The organism is Vibrio sp. Isolate23 (genome assembly GCF_022398095.1).
Lineage (GTDB): Bacteria > Pseudomonadota > Gammaproteobacteria > Enterobacterales > Vibrionaceae > Vibrio > Vibrio coralliilyticus_A.
In genome coordinates, this window is the sequence record NZ_JAKEUV010000005.1 from 80858 (window position 1) to 96451 (window position 15594).

Annotated in this window: 17 protein-coding genes and 1 other RNA gene; 7 read left to right on the plus strand and 11 right to left on the minus strand. The window is 44.7% G+C overall.

Translation table 11 applies throughout. The annotated features are described in order from the left end of the window. Positions 1 to 2: 2 nt before the first annotated feature. From rsmH to rsmI, 3 genes are all read right to left on the minus strand, one after another. Entirely contained in the window at positions 3 to 953 is a 951-nt protein-coding gene (rsmH, locus tag L1D31_RS14010) for a 16S rRNA (cytosine(1402)-N(4))-methyltransferase RsmH (protein WP_239837717.1), read from the minus strand. 184 nt (positions 954 to 1137) lie between these two features. Further along, positions 1138 to 1532, minus strand: an RNA gene (gene rnpB / locus L1D31_RS14015) — RNase P RNA component class A. Between the two features lie 111 nt (positions 1533 to 1643). Continuing rightward, positions 1644 to 2507 (minus strand): 16S rRNA (cytidine(1402)-2'-O)-methyltransferase, encoded by an 864-nt coding sequence (rsmI, locus tag L1D31_RS14020; protein WP_239837718.1) that lies wholly within the window; start codon positions 2505 to 2507, stop codon positions 1644 to 1646. Between the two features lie 63 nt (positions 2508 to 2570). On the opposite strand from rsmI, the gene L1D31_RS14025 reads away from it, so the two are divergent. From L1D31_RS14025 to L1D31_RS14040, 4 genes are read left to right on the plus strand one after another with little or no spacing between them, the layout of a single operon-like run. Next, the gene (locus L1D31_RS14025; protein ID WP_239837719.1) at positions 2571 to 4385 is read left to right on the plus strand and encodes a penicillin-binding protein activator; all 1815 of its coding nucleotides are present in this window, start codon (positions 2571 to 2573) and stop codon (positions 4383 to 4385) included. Beyond that, on the plus strand, positions 4369 to 4737 hold the full coding sequence (locus tag L1D31_RS14030) for a YraN family protein (protein ID WP_239837720.1): 369 nt from the start codon (positions 4369 to 4371) through the stop codon (positions 4735 to 4737). Before L1D31_RS14025 ends, L1D31_RS14030 begins: the two co-directional genes overlap by 17 nt. Positions 4738 to 4740: 3 nt before the next feature. Then, on the plus strand, positions 4741 to 5331 hold the full coding sequence (locus tag L1D31_RS14035) for a phosphoheptose isomerase (RefSeq protein ID WP_045976171.1): 591 nt from the start codon (positions 4741 to 4743) through the stop codon (positions 5329 to 5331). 3 nt (positions 5332 to 5334) lie between these two features. Beyond that, positions 5335 to 5904 (plus strand): BON domain-containing protein, encoded by a 570-nt coding sequence (locus L1D31_RS14040; RefSeq protein WP_239837721.1) that lies wholly within the window; start codon positions 5335 to 5337, stop codon positions 5902 to 5904. A 46-nt stretch (positions 5905 to 5950) separates the two neighbouring features. Here L1D31_RS14040 and sspB read toward each other — a convergent pair whose 3' ends face one another. The 8 genes from sspB to zapE all read right to left on the minus strand — a co-directional run bounded on the left by sspB (position 5951) and on the right by zapE (position 12272). Next, positions 5951 to 6436 carry a ClpXP protease specificity-enhancing factor gene (sspB, locus tag L1D31_RS14045; RefSeq protein WP_239837722.1) on the minus strand — a complete coding sequence of 162 codons (486 nt, stop codon included), beginning with the start codon at positions 6434 to 6436 and terminating at the stop codon, positions 5951 to 5953. 11 nt (positions 6437 to 6447) lie between these two features. After that, on the minus strand, positions 6448 to 7083 hold the full coding sequence (gene sspA, locus L1D31_RS14050) for a stringent starvation protein SspA (protein ID WP_239837723.1): 636 nt from the start codon (positions 7081 to 7083) through the stop codon (positions 6448 to 6450). 97 nt (positions 7084 to 7180) lie between these two features. Next, positions 7181 to 7918: a cytochrome c1 gene (locus L1D31_RS14055; protein ID WP_239837724.1), complete on the minus strand. Its 738-nt coding sequence runs from the start codon at positions 7916 to 7918 to the stop codon at positions 7181 to 7183. Next, positions 7915 to 9180, minus strand: a complete 1266-nt coding sequence (locus tag L1D31_RS14060; protein WP_239837725.1) for a cytochrome bc complex cytochrome b subunit — start codon at positions 9178 to 9180, stop codon at positions 7915 to 7917. Before L1D31_RS14060 ends, L1D31_RS14055 begins: the two co-directional genes overlap by 4 nt. Further along, a complete protein-coding gene (gene petA / locus L1D31_RS14065) occupies positions 9180 to 9773 on the minus strand; it encodes a ubiquinol-cytochrome c reductase iron-sulfur subunit (protein ID WP_239837726.1) in 594 nt (197 codons plus the stop codon). Before petA ends, L1D31_RS14060 begins: the two co-directional genes overlap by 1 nt. Before the next feature lie 328 nt (positions 9774 to 10101). After that, positions 10102 to 10494, minus strand: coding sequence for a 30S ribosomal protein S9 (gene rpsI / locus L1D31_RS14070; protein ID WP_005436094.1), 393 nt, complete (start codon positions 10492 to 10494; stop codon positions 10102 to 10104). A 15-nt stretch (positions 10495 to 10509) separates the two neighbouring features. After that, the gene (gene rplM, locus L1D31_RS14075) at positions 10510 to 10938 is read right to left on the minus strand and encodes a 50S ribosomal protein L13 (RefSeq protein WP_006877363.1); all 429 of its coding nucleotides are present in this window, start codon (positions 10936 to 10938) and stop codon (positions 10510 to 10512) included. 230 nt (positions 10939 to 11168) lie between these two features. Then, complete coding sequence (gene zapE / locus L1D31_RS14080; protein WP_239837727.1) at positions 11169 to 12272, minus strand: cell division protein ZapE; 1104 nt, start codon at positions 12270 to 12272, stop codon at positions 11169 to 11171. Between the two features lie 152 nt (positions 12273 to 12424). On the opposite strand from zapE, the gene zapG reads away from it, so the two are divergent. The 3 genes from zapG (at position 12425) to degS (ending at position 15556) form a co-directional block, all read left to right on the plus strand. Then, complete coding sequence (gene zapG / locus L1D31_RS14085; protein WP_239837728.1) at positions 12425 to 12880, plus strand: Z-ring associated protein ZapG; 456 nt, start codon at positions 12425 to 12427, stop codon at positions 12878 to 12880. 127 nt (positions 12881 to 13007) lie between these two features. Then, a complete protein-coding gene (locus tag L1D31_RS14090; RefSeq protein WP_239837729.1) occupies positions 13008 to 14375 on the plus strand; it encodes a DegQ family serine endoprotease in 1368 nt (455 codons plus the stop codon). A gap of 113 nt (positions 14376 to 14488) precedes the next feature. Further along, the gene (gene degS / locus L1D31_RS14095; RefSeq protein ID WP_239837730.1) at positions 14489 to 15556 is read left to right on the plus strand and encodes an outer membrane-stress sensor serine endopeptidase DegS; all 1068 of its coding nucleotides are present in this window, start codon (positions 14489 to 14491) and stop codon (positions 15554 to 15556) included. The last annotated feature ends 38 nt before the right edge of the window (positions 15557 to 15594 follow it).

The window sequence follows — 15594 nt, forward strand, 5'->3', positions numbered from 1 at the left end:
GGCTAGAGTTTCTCCGCAATGCGCAGTACTGAACTGCGAGAGCGTGTATTTACATCAATTTCTTGTTTCGAAGGTTTGATCGCTTTGCCAATAGGTTTGAGGTTCGCACTTCCTAGCGCTTTGATCTGAGCTTCTGTCATGGGAATTCCATGAGGTACTTCTGGACCTTTGCTCTCTTTACGAATGAAACGCTTCACCATTCTGTCTTCCAGTGAATGGAAACTGATCACTGATAGGCGGCCTTCAGGGGCTAGGATACTCGCCGCTCCCTTTAACGCAGTCTCAATTTCTTCCAACTCACTGTTGATGTAAATACGGAACGCCTGGAATGAACGCGTGGCGGGGTGCTTTTTCTCTTTAAAACTCTTTGGCGCCGCGTCAGAAATAAGTTTAGCGAGCTGACCTGTACGCGTCAGCGGTTCGTTTTCTTCATTCTCACGGTAAGCAACGATCGCTTTAGCAATGCGGCGAGCATGTTTATCTTCACCAAACTCACGAATAACCCAAGTGATGTCATCAAGATCGGCTTCCATCAACCACTGTGAGACAGGAATACCCGATGTCGGGTCCATACGCATATCCAGCGGGCCATCTTTCATAAAGCTAAAGCCGCGTTCGGCATCATCAAGCTGAGGTGAGGAAACACCAAGATCAAGCAAGACACCATCGACTTGGCCGACTAAACCTCTTTCTTCTGCATACTTAGCCATACCTGAAAAAGGACCATGAATAATCGTAAATCTAGGGTCATCAATCGTTTGAGCTTCAGCAATAGCTTGCGGGTCGCGATCAATACTAAAAAGGCGACCATTTTCACCCAACTGCGCAAGAATTTGGCGGCTGTGACCACCACGACCAAATGTACCGTCAATGTAGGTGCCATCAGGCTTAATCGCTAAGCCGTCGATAGACTCATGCAGTAATACAGAAATGTGCTTAAATTCTTCGGTCATGGTTTTTATCTCGCTCTCGCACAGGCGCGCTCAAACTTTCCAGTGTACTGATTTAGAAGGTGATCGTCACCCATCCCAACTCCGAACACGTGATATTGCGCTAAGTTTAGTGCTTGCAGAATTAATTTCGTCAACAAAAAGCAAAAAACCCATCATAACGCTGACGTTACGATGGGTCTCGAATAGGTGGAGCCGACATGTAAGCCGGGTTCTGTTCCGCTTGCGCGGTGGTAGCCATTCGTCTAGGCCAGCAATCGCTCACTGGCTCAAGCAACCTACCCGCTTCCTTACGCGAGCAACGCAATGTGGAAGCCTATTTGGTCTTGCTCCGGGTGGAGTTTACCTTGCGACGAACTGTTGCCAGTCGTCCGGTGCGCTCTTACCGCACCCTTTCACCCTTACCTGTACTCTTACGAGCCATCGGCGGTCTTCTCTCTGCTGCACTTGTCGTGGGCTTGCGCCCCCCAGGCGTTACCTGGCACCCTGCTCTATGGAGCCCGGACTTTCCTCCCCTTCATCAGTCTCCCCAACACAAGGTTAAAAGGACATCAATGAAGCAGCGACTACCCAGTCAACTCCGAGGCGGATTGTATAGAGATTGCTACTCAGTGTCTAGCGAGATCACAGATTAACCGTCAACCAAAGAGCAAGTGCTTAGAAAACGAGCGAAGGTGTGAATCACCTGTAGCCTCAATTGAGATGTTCTAATCCCCATTTATACAGGGCGTTTTTCTTCAAGTTATAGATTTCTGCCGCCATAGCAGCCGCTTTCTTCAAAGGCAGCTCTTTCGTTAAGATAGCCAATGTCCGAGTTGCTTCTTCAGGAAGAGTGTCTTCTGCGGCCGCGCGATAACCATGGATCAATAACGCCATTTCACCTCTTTGTTGATTCTCATCCGCTTTGACCCAGTCCACTAGTTCTCCTAACGGTAATCCGTGAATAGTTTCGAATGTCTTAGTCAGCTCACGAGCTAATACAACTTCACGCTCAGGCCCCAATATCTCTAACATGTCCTGTAGAGAATCCACAATACGGTGCGGAGATTCATAAAAGATGCAAGTACGCTCCGCTTTGGCAATCTCAAGAAACTTATCTTTACGTCCTTTACTTTTTGCCGGTAAAAAGCCTTCAAAGCTGAATCTGTCTGAAGGTAAGCCTGAAGCACTTAACGCTGTCACCACTGCACAAGCACCAGGAAGTGGCACAACTTTAACGCCCGCTTGACGACATTTTGTAACCAAGTGATACCCTGGGTCACTGATTAAAGGTGTTCCAGCATCAGAAACTAAGGCAATTGAATACCCAGATAACAGTTTCTCAACCAGAACTTGCGCTTTTTGCTGTTCATTATGATCATGCAGTGCAAAAGTTTTTGTCGGAATACCAAAATGAGACAACAATTTGCCAGTATGACGCGTATCTTCGGCAGCAATGAGATCCACACCGGTTAAAACATCGAGCGCACGTTGAGTGATATCACCTAAATTGCCAATTGGAGTCGGGACAATATAGAGAGTTGGGACCTCAGTTGGTAAGGTTTTGTTATCTGTCATTTGTTTACCATCACTTCAACGATTAATATAGACACTATTTTATACGGAATTAGTTAATAACTCATGGCCATGAAAAACCAAAAGCGACTCAGTGTAACACGCTTACTGACTCCTGTAGCCCTTGCTGTCACACTGGCAGCTTGTTCTACCGCACCTTCAACACCAACCAACGTTGATATTACGCTAGATCCGAACCAATCCATGCAAACTTACCTGATGCGGGCAGACAGCAGCGTAGGAAGTATTCAGAGTGACTGGTTAATAATGGCATTAAAAGCAGCCATAGAATCGGATGACTTAACACAGGCTGATTTGCTAGTAAAACGCTTATCTAGACAAAAACTTTCTCATTTACAGCAAGCTGAGTGGCAACTTGCTCGTGCAGAGATACTGAATAAACAAGAGCAGTATGAGCAAGCACTTAGTCAGCTGAAGTTTAACCCATCATGGGACTTAGCCGACGAGCAATGGAAGGACTACCACCAACTACGCGCGCAGCTATTGACTCAACAAGGTCAGTACTTTGAAGCGGCTCGTGAGCTGACTCGGACTGCTGAGTTCGCTGAAAGAGCAAAACAAACGGCCATTGCCCAAAACATTTGGAGCAACCTCAACCAATACAATCAGGATCAGATAACCGAACTCTCTGCGGAAGCTGATGAAGAGGTGCTTGATGGCTGGTTACAGTTGGCTATTTATACCAAAACGCTATCCAGTAACATTCCACAACTAAAAAATACACTGGAAAAGTGGTTGGCAGAAAATCCAAGCCACCCAGCGGCTACCTATACCCCACAAGCAATTGTCGATATCCTGAACCTTGAAGTGGTCAAGCCCGTCAGCACGGCACTACTACTGCCTTTATCTGGTAAGTTTGCCAAACAGGCCCAGCTCATTCGTGATGGCTTTATTTTGGAAATGATGAATGACACTGAACGCGATGAAAACGCCAACCTGACAGTCATTGATACCAATACCGTAACACCTGAACAACTTGAGCGGACTTTAGTGGAGAAAAATGTCGATTTCGTGGTCGGTCCGCTAATCAAAAGCAACATTGAAAAGCTCCAGCAAGCTCAAGCAAGCTTCTCTCGTCCATTACCGACTCTAGCTTTAAATATTCCTGATAACTTAGAGTCTGGCAACAATACCTGCTATTTGGCACTCTCTCCTGATCAAGAGGTAGCACAAGCGGCCAAGCACTTATTTACTCAAGGTTATCGCTACCCACTAATCCTCGCCCCACAAGGTCGATTAGGGACACGTGTTGTTGAAGCATTTGAAGAAGAATGGAAGAAATACGGTAAAGACAAAGTTGCCGTTAACCTGTTTGGCGATAAGCGTCAATTACAGCGCGATATCAATAAAGTCTTTGGCCTACAAGAGAGTCAGCAGCATATTGCCCAAATGGAGTCATTGCTGGCGATACCTTTGGAAAGCCAACCACGTAGCCGCCGCGATATTGATGCGGTTTACATTGTTGCAGGCAGCTCAGAGCTAACTCTGATCAAACCATTCATCGAAGTGGCTGTAAACCCCGACACAGTGCCACCAAAGCTGTTTTCTAACTCTCGTAGTAATAGCGGTCGCCAACAGTATGAAGATCTCTCTGGCGTCATGTACAGTGATATTCCACTGCTCATTCAGCCAAATGAAGCACTTGAAGCCCAGATGGAGCAACTGTGGCCAAAAGATTCTAATGCAGAAAAGCGCTTACAAGCTTTAGGTATGGACGCCTACTTACTGATGGAGCAGTTACCGCAAATGAAGGTCGTTGATGGGCATACATTACAGGGCAATACTGGAGTGTTAAGTATCAACAAAGATTGTGTGGTGCAACGTGAGATGAGTTGGGCCGAACATGGCGTGGCTAAATAAACGTCAAAGCGGCGAGCATTATGAGGCCTTGGCGGAGCAATATTTGATCCGCCAAGGGCTTTCCCCAATCGGTAAAAACTTCCATTCCAAAGGTGGGGAACTCGATCTTATAATGCTTGACGGTTCGACTATCGTATTCATTGAAGTACGTTATCGTTCAAACCAGCGTTACGGTCATGCCGCAGAAACCGTCACCCCATGCAAGATGAACAAACTTATTCACGCTGCAAACACTTGGCTGATGAAACAGGGTAAATCCGTACATACTACTGATTTTCGATTTGACTTAGTGGCCATGCACCAGCAAGGTAAGCAGATCGACTGGATAAAAAACGCAATAACTCAAGGATAATCGATGCTAGACAGCATTAAAGACAGCTTTACAGAAAGTATTCAAATTCAGATTGCAGCCGCAGAGGCCCTGCCCGATGCGATTACCCATGCAGCTCAGGCAATGGTCGCCAGCTTACTTAATGGTAATAAAATTCTATGCTGTGGTAATGGAGGCTCCTCTTCTAACGCTCAACAGTTTGTTTCTTGCCTGCTAAACCGCTTTGAGACGGAGCGTCCAAGTCTACCTGCCATGGCCCTCACTGCGGATAATACCACCTTAACTGCGGTCGCCAATGATTACCATTATGAAGAAATCTTCTCAAAGCAGGTTAGAGCTTTTGGACAAGCCGGTGATATTTTGTTGGCTATTTCTACCAGTGGTAACAGCAAAAACATCATTAAGGCCATGGAAGCGGCTGTAACACGCGATATGACCATCATTGCTTTCACAGGAAAAGACGGTGGTGAAATGGCCGGCTTACTAGGTGAGAATGATGTTGAAATTCGAATTCCATCTCACAGAACAGCAAGGATCCATGAGGTGCATATGGTGACGCTGCACTGCTTATGCGATCTTATCGATCAAGTCCTATTTCCAGCTCACGAAGAGTAAGTTATGAAACACCTTAAAACTTTTGTCATCATTTGTATGCTGCTTAGCACCACTGGATGCGCTGGTTTATTTGTAGCGGGAGCGGCAACCACTGTTAATGTGGTGACTGATACCCGAACAACCCAAGAAATGTGGGATGATAATAATATCGAGTTTGAAGTTGCCGGCCTTGCAAACAAACCACCTTTTCAGCGAGAAGTAAGAATTACAGCAAGCTCGTATGACGGGACGGTGGTATTAATGGGCCAAGCCAGTAGCCAAGATCTTCTTAATCAGTTTGTAAGCAAAACAAGAGATTTAAAAGGTGTTAAGAAAGTCCACAACCAAGTGCGAATTAAAGCCCCGCTATCAGTTGGTCAAATCAGTCACGACAGCTGGATAACAACCAAAGTCAAATCAGCACTACTGACAAATAGCGAGCTTAATGGAGTAAAAGTGAAAGTCATTACCGAGGATAAAGAAGTATTTTTACTTGGTTATGTATCCCCAGAACAAGCAGATGTGGCTGTAGAGGTAGCACGTAATATTTCAGGTGTAAAACAAGTCATCAAAGCATTTCAGACTGGAAATTAAAATTTAATTCATAAAAGACAAAAAAGCAGCGAATACGCTGCTTTTTTCATTTGATGACTCTTAAGCTTGGTCGGCCTTTAGGTCTAGGTGGCTCGTCATCCGGGGTGGGTTCTTCTTCATAAGCTTCCGTAGCCAAAGACAAACCTGAATCTTCTTCCGAAAATTCTTCAACGACAGATGTACCTCCATCAAAGTCATCCATATATGCTTCTTCAGGCTCAAACATGGTCCCTGCACCGTTTTCACGAGCATAAATGGCTTGGACCGCATACAGAGGTACAATAACGGAGTGAGGGCGACCAGAGAAACGCGCACTAAACGTAATCGCTTCATTACCTAGTTCAAGGTTACCTACTGCCCGTGGAGCAATATTGAGAATAATTTGCCCATCCTGAACAAACTCAACAGGAACACGAACACCAGGCAAGGTTGCCTCAACGACTAAATGAGGTGTTAAATCATTATCTACCAGCCAATCATAAAATGCTCGAAGCATATAAGGTCGGCGAGGTGTCATATTAGTAATGTCCATTTCGCTTCCAATTAGCGACTCAGACGCATTTCACGTTCTGCCTCGGTCAGTGAAGCTAGGAATGAATCACGCTCAAATACGCGGTTCATGTACACTTTCAACTCTTTCGAACCTGGGCCAGTGAGTTCAATACCTAGCTGAGGCAAGCGCCACAATAACGGAGCAAGGTAACAATCGATCAAACTGAACTCTTCACTCATAAAGTATTCAAACTCTGCAAATACAGGGCCGAGAGTCAGCAGATCATTGCGCAGTTTGTTGCGCGCAGCTTCCGCTTCTTCAACGTTACCTTTTACCACTTTCTCTGCCAGTGAGTACCAGTTTTTCTCAATACGGTAAATCATCAAACGGCTGTTACCACGTGCAACTGGGTATACAGGCATCAATGGAGGATGGGGAAAACGCTCATCCAGATATTCCATGATGATTTTCGAATCGTAAAGCGCTAGCTCACGATCAACTAAAGTGGGTACTGATTTATACGGGTTTAGCTCAATCAGCTCTGCGGGAAGATTTCCTTCATCAACCAGTTCAACTTCGACACTTACACCTTTTTCAGCCAGTACAATACGTACCTGATGGCTATACATATCAGATGCACTTGAAAATAGAGTCATCACAGAACGTTTATTGGCAGCTACAGCCATGGAGCCCTCCAGCACACTTACAGATATAAAAAATAATGGAGGCTAAGCCTCCATTATCAACAATAAAATTGGGAATTAGCACAGTATGATAGCACAATTAGTGCACATCACGCCAATACTCTTTCTTAAGCAGAACAACCACAATAGTGAAGATAACGAGGAATGCCATTACCCACCAGCCTAATGCATGACGCTCTAGTTTCACTGGATCACCAGAGTATTCTAGGAAGTTCACCAAATCACGAACAGCATCGTCGTACTCTTCTTGGTTCAATTCACCAGTACCATCAGTTTCAACACCAACAACAACTTTATGCTCTTCACCTTCTACGATTTTAGTCTCGTAAACTGGTTTAGGAATCCCTTGTAGTTCTTCGAGAACGTGCGGCATACCTACGCTTGGGAAAACAACGTTATTCACACCAAACGGGCGAGATGGGTCTTCGTAGAAAGAACGCAGGTATGTGTATAGCCAATCAGAGCCACGAACACGAGCAACCAAAGTTAGATCAGGAGGCGTAGCACCAAACCACTTGGCTGCGGATTCATCAGGAATTGCGTTTTCCATCAAATCACCGACTTTCGCATTAGAATCGAAAATCAGGTTCTCTTTCAGTAGTTCAACCGGAATACCGATGTCACGTGCAACCCGCTCATAACGTTGATACTGCGCTGAGTGACAGCCAAAACAGTAGTTCATGAACAGCTTGGCACCGTTTTGTAGTGATGCTTGATCACTTAGGTCATTGTTTGCTTTGTCTAGCGGTACGTTTGCACCCGCTGCCATCGCCAGAGAAGGCAGCATTGCAAATAGAATTACAATCCATTTTTTCATTTGAATGTCACCCTTTCTGGTAGTGGCTTAGTCGCTTCGTTCTTACTGTAGAAATACAGCAGTACGAAGAACATGAAGTAAGCTAAGCTAAAGATCTGAGCTAGCAGTGTGTACGTTGGTGTGGCAGGAAGCGCACCAAGAATACCCAGAGCAATAAAGCTGATCGTAAACTGGATGATATTAAACAAATGGAATTTACTACGGTAACGGTAAGAACGAACCTTACAACGATCCAGCCAAGGCAGAACGAATAGAACCACAATTGACGCTCCCATCGCGATAACACCTAGTAACTTATCAGGTACCGCACGCAGAATCGCGTAGAAAGGTGTGAAGTACCATACTGGAGCAATGTGCTCTGGTGTTTTCAGTGGGTTTGCAGCTTCAAAGTTAGGCGGCTCAAGGAAGTATCCACCCATCTCAGGGTTAAAGAACAACACGTAACAGAACAAGAACAGGAAGCCTGCTACACCAACCATGTCTTTAACCGTACCGTAAGGATGGAACGGAATAGAATCGATGATATCGTATTTCTTCGAGTAGTAATCGTGGAACTTGAACTGCGTCTTGTAGTCGTCGCCCATGGTACCTTTAGGCAGCTTAGTTTCGATACCATCTGGGTTGTTTGAACCCACTTCGTGTAGTGCTAATACGTGTAGAACAATAAGCAGCAGAAGTACGATTGGCAATGCAATAACGTGTAAAGCGAAGAAACGGTTCAGCGTTGCACCAGAAATAACGTAGTCACCACGAATCCATAGTGTCAAATCGTCACCAATAACAGGAATCGCACCAAATAGTGAAATGATTACCTGGGCTCCCCAGTAGGACATCTGACCCCATGGAAGTAGGTAGCCCATGAAGGCTTCAGCCATCAACACTAAGAAGATAAGCATACCGAAGATCCACAGTAGCTCACGAGGCTTCTGGTAAGAACCATAGATTAAACCGCGGAACATGTGCAGGTAAACCACGACAAAGAATGCCGAAGCACCTGTCGAGTGCATGTAACGCAATAACCAACCGTATTCGACATCACGCATGATGTATTCGATTGAAGCAAACGCACCATCACCAGATGGAACATAGTTCATTGTTAGCCAAATACCTGTCAGAATCTGGTTAACCAATACCAGCATTGCTAGAGAGCCAAAAAGATACCAAAAGTTAAAGTTCTTTGGCATCGGGTACTCAGAAAGGTGTTTCTTATACGCATTCATTGCGGGTAGACGTTTTTCTACCCAATCAAGTAGAGCTTGCATTATGCCTCCCCTTCTTCGTCAACACCGATGATAATCTTAGTATCACTGAGATACATGTGCTTTGGAACAACCAAGTTTAGTGGGGCTGGTACACCTTGGAATACGCGGCCAGCCATATCAAACTTGGAACCGTGACAAGGGCAGAAGAAACCTGATTTAACACCTTGTACTTGTTCGCTAAAACTGTCCGGTAAATAAGTCGGCGAACACCCTAGGTGAGTACAGATACCTACAGCGACAAAGTACTCAGGCTTAATAGAACGGTAGGCGTTTTGAGCATAAGTTGGCTGTTGCTCTTCACCTGACGCTGGATCACGAAGTTGACCGTCAATATTTTTCAGCGCATCTACGACAGATTGTGCTCGGCGGACAACCCAGACAGGTTTACCACGCCACTCAACACGAACCATCTGCCCTTCTTCAAGTTTACCTATGTCAACTTCAACAGGGGCACCCGCAGCTTTTGCTTTCTCACTTGGGTTCCAAGATTTAATAAAAGGAACGGCGACAGCAGCTGCTCCGAGACCACCAACAACCGCCGTTGTTGCTGTCAAGAAACGTCTGCGACCGTTATTTAAAGGCGCATTGCTCATCCAAACATTCTCCCATTTGCTCCTTTTGGATTATTGTTATTCCGCTTAAAGAGCATGGCTAACAAAATACGAATTTAGTTGTATTTATTTGATGGCAAATGATAAATAAAACCCTACTTTTTGACAAGATAAAGCTACCTTTTTGTAACAATCGTGAAGTAAATCGCCTATGAGGTCACAAAAGGGGAATAAGTAATATAAAAGTTCTCGAAACTGGTCTGAGAGAAGGGATTTTTTTGTGCAGAAAAACAAAAAGCCTGGCATGAAGCCAGGCTTTTGGAACCACAATCCGGTGAAAACACCGAAGGGCAATCTTTTCGAAAAAAGATTAACGCTTAGAGAATTGTGGACGACGACGTGCTTTACGTAGACCAACTTTCTTACGTTCAACGCAACGAGCGTCACGAGTAACGTAACCAGCTGCACGTAGAGTAGGACGTAGAGACTCATCGTATTCCATTAGCGCGCGAGTGATACCGTGACGGATAGCACCTGCTTGACCTGAAATACCGCCACCTTTAACAGTAACGTATAGGTCTAATTTTTCAGTTAGTTCAACTAGCTCTAGAGGCTGTTTAACAACCATACGAGAAGTTGGACGACCAAAGTACTCATCAAGACTACGCTTGTTGATTACGATGTTGCCGCTGCCTGGTTTAATGAAAACACGTGCAGCTGAGCTTTTGCGACGGCCAGTGCCGTAGTATTGATTCTCTGCCATTTTCGAAATCCCCGATTAGATGTCTAGTACTTGTGGTTGTTGAGCAACATGGTTGTGCTCAGCGCCCGCGTAAACTTTCAGCTTACGGTACATAGCACGGCCTAGAGGACCACGTGGTAGCATACCTTTAACCGCTAGCTCAAGCGCCATCTCTGGCTTACGATCAATTAGCTTCTCGAAGCTGATTGATTTTAGGCCGCCAGGGAATTCAGTGTGACGGTAGTAAATTTTACCTTTAGCTTTGTTACCAGTTACAGTAACTTTCTCCGCGTTTACAACGATGATGTAATCACCAGTGTCAACGTGTGGAGTGTATTCAGCTTTATGTTTGCCACGTAGGCGAGATGCAATTTCACTTGCTAGACGACCAAGAGTTTTACCTTCAGCGTCTACAACGTACCAGTCGCGTTTTACAGTTTCTGGTTTAGCAACGAAAGTTTTCATGCTAATAATAACCCGTTTATTAAAATTTACACTTAAGGAGCATTGCTCCCACTGACTAAGAGCCCATTCATCACCCCTTCGAGTGGTTGGCACTCTCGACCCTAGATCTGTAAGGATCTGGTCTGCAGTAACGGTGGGTCGCAGGATTATAGAGAAGTCAGTTGAAAAAATCACCTCTTTTTAGGCAAAAAAATCAATTTTTTTCTTCCCTTATAGAAACATCAAACCCCTTATGCTAAATGCTCTTTCGCCAGATAATCATGGCTTTGCATTTCAATAAGTCGAGACTGACAGCGTTTAAATTCAAATTCCAATTGTCCTTGGGTATATAGCTCTTCTAACGGAACTGCCGCTGAGATAATTAATTTGACATGACGCTCATAGAATTCATCCACTAAAGCAATAAAACGACGAGCCGCATCATCAATAGACTTTCCCATTTGCTGGACGTCGGCTAATAGTACGGTGTGGTAGATACGTGACAGCTCTATATAATCATTTTGACTCCGGGCGGACTGGCACAACTGCTCAAAGGTAGCATGCAGCACCCCTTCGTACGAATTCAATACCTCTATCTGACGATGATTGATTTCAATGCTTTTCGCACCTTGCTTATGCTCACCAACCAATTGTTCAAAGTAATGACAGAGATTGGTATTGGCCTGAGCATCCAAAGGAAAATGATAAATTTCCGCTTGTTCAAGCGTTCTCAATCTGTAATCAATTCCACTATCAACATTAAGCACTAAACAGTTTGACTGAATCAAATCAATCGCAGGCAAAAAACGAGCTCTTTGTAAGCCATTGCGATACAAGTCTTGTGGTGGAATATTGGATGTGGCGACTAAAATCACACCACGCTTGAATAAAGCCTGAAACAAAGTCCCTAAAATCATTGCATCGGTAATATCTGATACGAAAAACTCATCAAAACATATGATTTCCGCTTCTGACTTAAAGATATCAGCCACCAGCTCCAATGGATCATTGATATCTCCAAGCGCATTCAACTCGTCGTGCACTCGATACATAAATCGGTGGAAGTGGACACGCATTTTTTTGTCGCAGGGAAGGGCTTCAAAAAAAGTATCCATTAAGTAGGTTTTTCCACGCCCTACTCCCCCCCAAAAATACAATCCTTTAGGAGCAATAGGTTGAGGTGTTTTTTTGCCAAACCAGCTTTTCCACCCGGTGACAGGCTCAACAGGGGTATTTATATATTGAACAAATTCATGGTAGAGATTATCCAGAGCTTTCACGGCTTGAAATTGGGCTTCATCTTGTTGAAAGCCATGCTCTTTTACATCTTTTGTATAGATCTCTAATGGGGTCATCGCTTCACTCACGTGCTATAGAAGGATTGAAACTGCTATGCAGAGCACATGCATTTTTCTTTATCGTCTCGAATTCTCATAGTAACATGTCCGGTGAACATGTGTAACCAACCGGTAAAAAACATGTTAAATAACAATGATAAGGAGCGAATATGCCTTGGATTTATGCCCTTGTAGGTTTGCTTGTAGGCGCTGTTTTAGGAATCATCATCTCGCGTATCACCACTCCGGGATATAACAAACAGAAGACCATTCAAAAAGATTTAGATAATGCTAAATTTGAGCTGGAGCAGCAAAAGCAAGATCTTGCCGATCATTTTGCCCAAACTGCAGAAATGCTGGATTCTTTAGGCAAAGAATACACTAAGCTTTATCAGCACATGACCAAAACATCTTCTGAACTGCTACCAAATATTCCAATTCAGGATAACCCATTCAACAAAAAAGTAGCAGAGCAAACGAAAGTAGAAATGCAAGCTGAAGTTGAACAACCATTAATTCTCAATGAAGCACCTAAAGATTACGCCTCCGGCGCAACAGGCATGCTGACCGAAGAGAAAAAGGAAGTTCTTAACTCAGAACAAGTGGTTACAGCAAAAGCCTCTTAGCTCTATTTGTTCACTTGCTGAACTTTACAAAGGTTTTTTAGTCTTAAACTCCAATAAGCGTCGATTGATTTCTTATTTTTTAACCAAATATTAAATCTCAGGCCTTAACTTAACGAGGAGTTATCAGATGAAAAAACCTTTGCTTGCTTTAACCGTCCTATCTTTAAGCTTAAGTTCAATCATCACCCCCATACCAGCCACTGCAGCCCTGCCGCTTTCAGTAGATGGAGAGCAATTACCAAGTTTGGCTCCAATGTTGGAAAAGGTTACCCCTGCTGTCGTCAGCATCTCTGTGGAAGGTACCCAAGTCTCGAAGCAGCGCATCCCTGAACAATTCCGTTTCTTTTTCGGCCCAGAGTTTCCAACCGAGCAATTACAGGAACGTCCATTTAGAGGTCTTGGATCGGGTGTCATCATCAACGCCGATAAAGGCTACATCGTGACTAACTATCACGTCATCAATGGTGCTGAAAAAATTCGCGTTAAGCTACACGATGGCAGAGAGTATGATGCTGAATTAGTGGGCGGCGACCAAATGTCAGATGTAGCGCTTCTGCAGTTAGAAAAAGCCAAGAATCTCACGGAAATTCAGATTGCAGATTCGGATGCCTTGCGGGTCGGTGACTTTGCTGTTGCGATCGGTAATCCATTCGGTCTTGGACAAACGGTCACCTCCGGTATTGTTTCCGCTCTAGGACGCAGCGGCCTGAACATTGAAAATTTCGAGAACTTCATTCAAACCGATGCCGCTATCAATAGTGGTAACTCTGGTGGTGCTTTGGTGAACCTAAATGGTGAATTGATTGGTATCAATACTGCTATTTTGGGGCCAAATGGCGGTAATGTTGGTATTGGGTTTGCCATTCCATCAAATATGATGAACAACCTAACAGCACAAATCCTTGAGTTTGGTGAAGTTAAACGCGGAATGTTAGGTGTTCAAGGTGGAGAAATTACTTCAGAGCTTGCTGATGCACTCGGCTATGAGTCCAGTAAAGGGGCTTTTGTTAGCCAAGTGGTGCCTGACAGTGCAGCAGATAAAGCAGGGCTCAAAGCGGGTGATGTCATTGTATCCGTCAACGGCAAAAGCATTCATTCATTCAGTGAACTGCGCGCAAAAGTTGCAACACTTGGTGCAGGCAAACAAATCTCGCTTGGAGTGGTCCGCGATGGTAAGAAGGAAAACTTTGATGTGACATTAGGTGAGCAGCAAAATGTCAAAGCCTCAGCCGACAAACTCCATGACGGCCTTTCTGGTGCAGAACTCACCAATACAACCTCAAGCGATCCTGTACAAGGTATTAAAGTCGCCGGCGTAGAGAAAGGCTCAAAAGCTGAGGCATATCAGCTCTCGAAAGGTGACATCATTATTGGTGTAAACCGTAAACGAGTCAAAAACCTTGCTGAGTTTAGAAAAGTCCTTGAGAAGCAACCAAGTGTATTGGCTCTGAACATTCAACGTGGCGAACGGACTATTTATTTAGTCGTACGTTAAAAACGGACGCTCAATGTCAAAGGACGGTAGGATCTCCTGCCGTCCTTTTATTATTTTCTCATCTAATGCTATCCTTTCGCCACTTGTCTGATATTTAGAGTGGTTAAGAAGATATGCTGCAATTCTTATTGCGTTCAATAGGTTTAGGGCTGGCAACAGCAGCATTATTACTATTGGCGATCCCTTCTCTACGCTCTACTATCCTCCCTCAGACACTGAGCGATGAAATCAGTATTACTTCGGCGCAAGAAATCTCATTTAACAGTGCAGTACATAAGGCTGCGCCTGCTGTTGTGAACATTTACAGCCGAAAGTACAAAGAGGATGATCGTTCGAAGCTGTTGACTCAGGGACTGGGCTCTGGGGTTATTGTTAGCGACAAAGGCTATATCATCACTAACTATCATGTTGTTGCTCAAGCCGATCAGGTGGTAGTAGCACTGCAAGATGGGCGCGTCGCTGCCGCTCAATTGGTCGGTACTGATAAGCGAACCGATATTGCAGTTTTACGTGTAGAAGGTAGTAATCTTCCTGTCATACCACTCAATCCAAACTATTCCCCAACCGTCGGTGATGTCGTACTCGCCATCGGTAACCCATACAACCTCGGCCAAACAACCACTTTCGGCATTATCTCCGCAACTGGTCGCTCTTCCATCAGCGCCGGCGGACGACAAGCCTTTATTCAGACTGATGCTGCCATCAATGAAGGCAACTCTGGTGGGGCACTGGTTAACACACGAGGTGAACTGGTTGGTATCAACACTGCCTCCTTTCAGCAAGCAACAGAACTGGAAACTTACGGCATTTCTTTTGCTATCCCTTATGCTCTTGCCAATAAAATCATGCAAAAAATCATAGCCGATGGTCGCGTGATCCGAGGTTATATCGGTATTGATGGTCAGGACATCAACTCCGTCACTTCCCGCTTACTAGGTAATGAACATTTAGGGGGTATTATCGTGTTAGGCGTCGATCCTAACGGACCTGGCGCCCACGCAGGATTTCAGGCTCAGGATATTATTCTCAAAATTGATGGACAAAAAATCAATGGTCGCCAAAGCGTAATGGATATTGTCACCGAGTTGAGGCCGGGGACAACCGTCGATGTGCTCATCCTACGTAAGGGCAAAGAGCAAACACTTAGCGTGACGATTGCAGAAGATACCCGAGAAATTTAAAAACCTAGATAGAAAAATCCCATGCTCGATAGCATGGG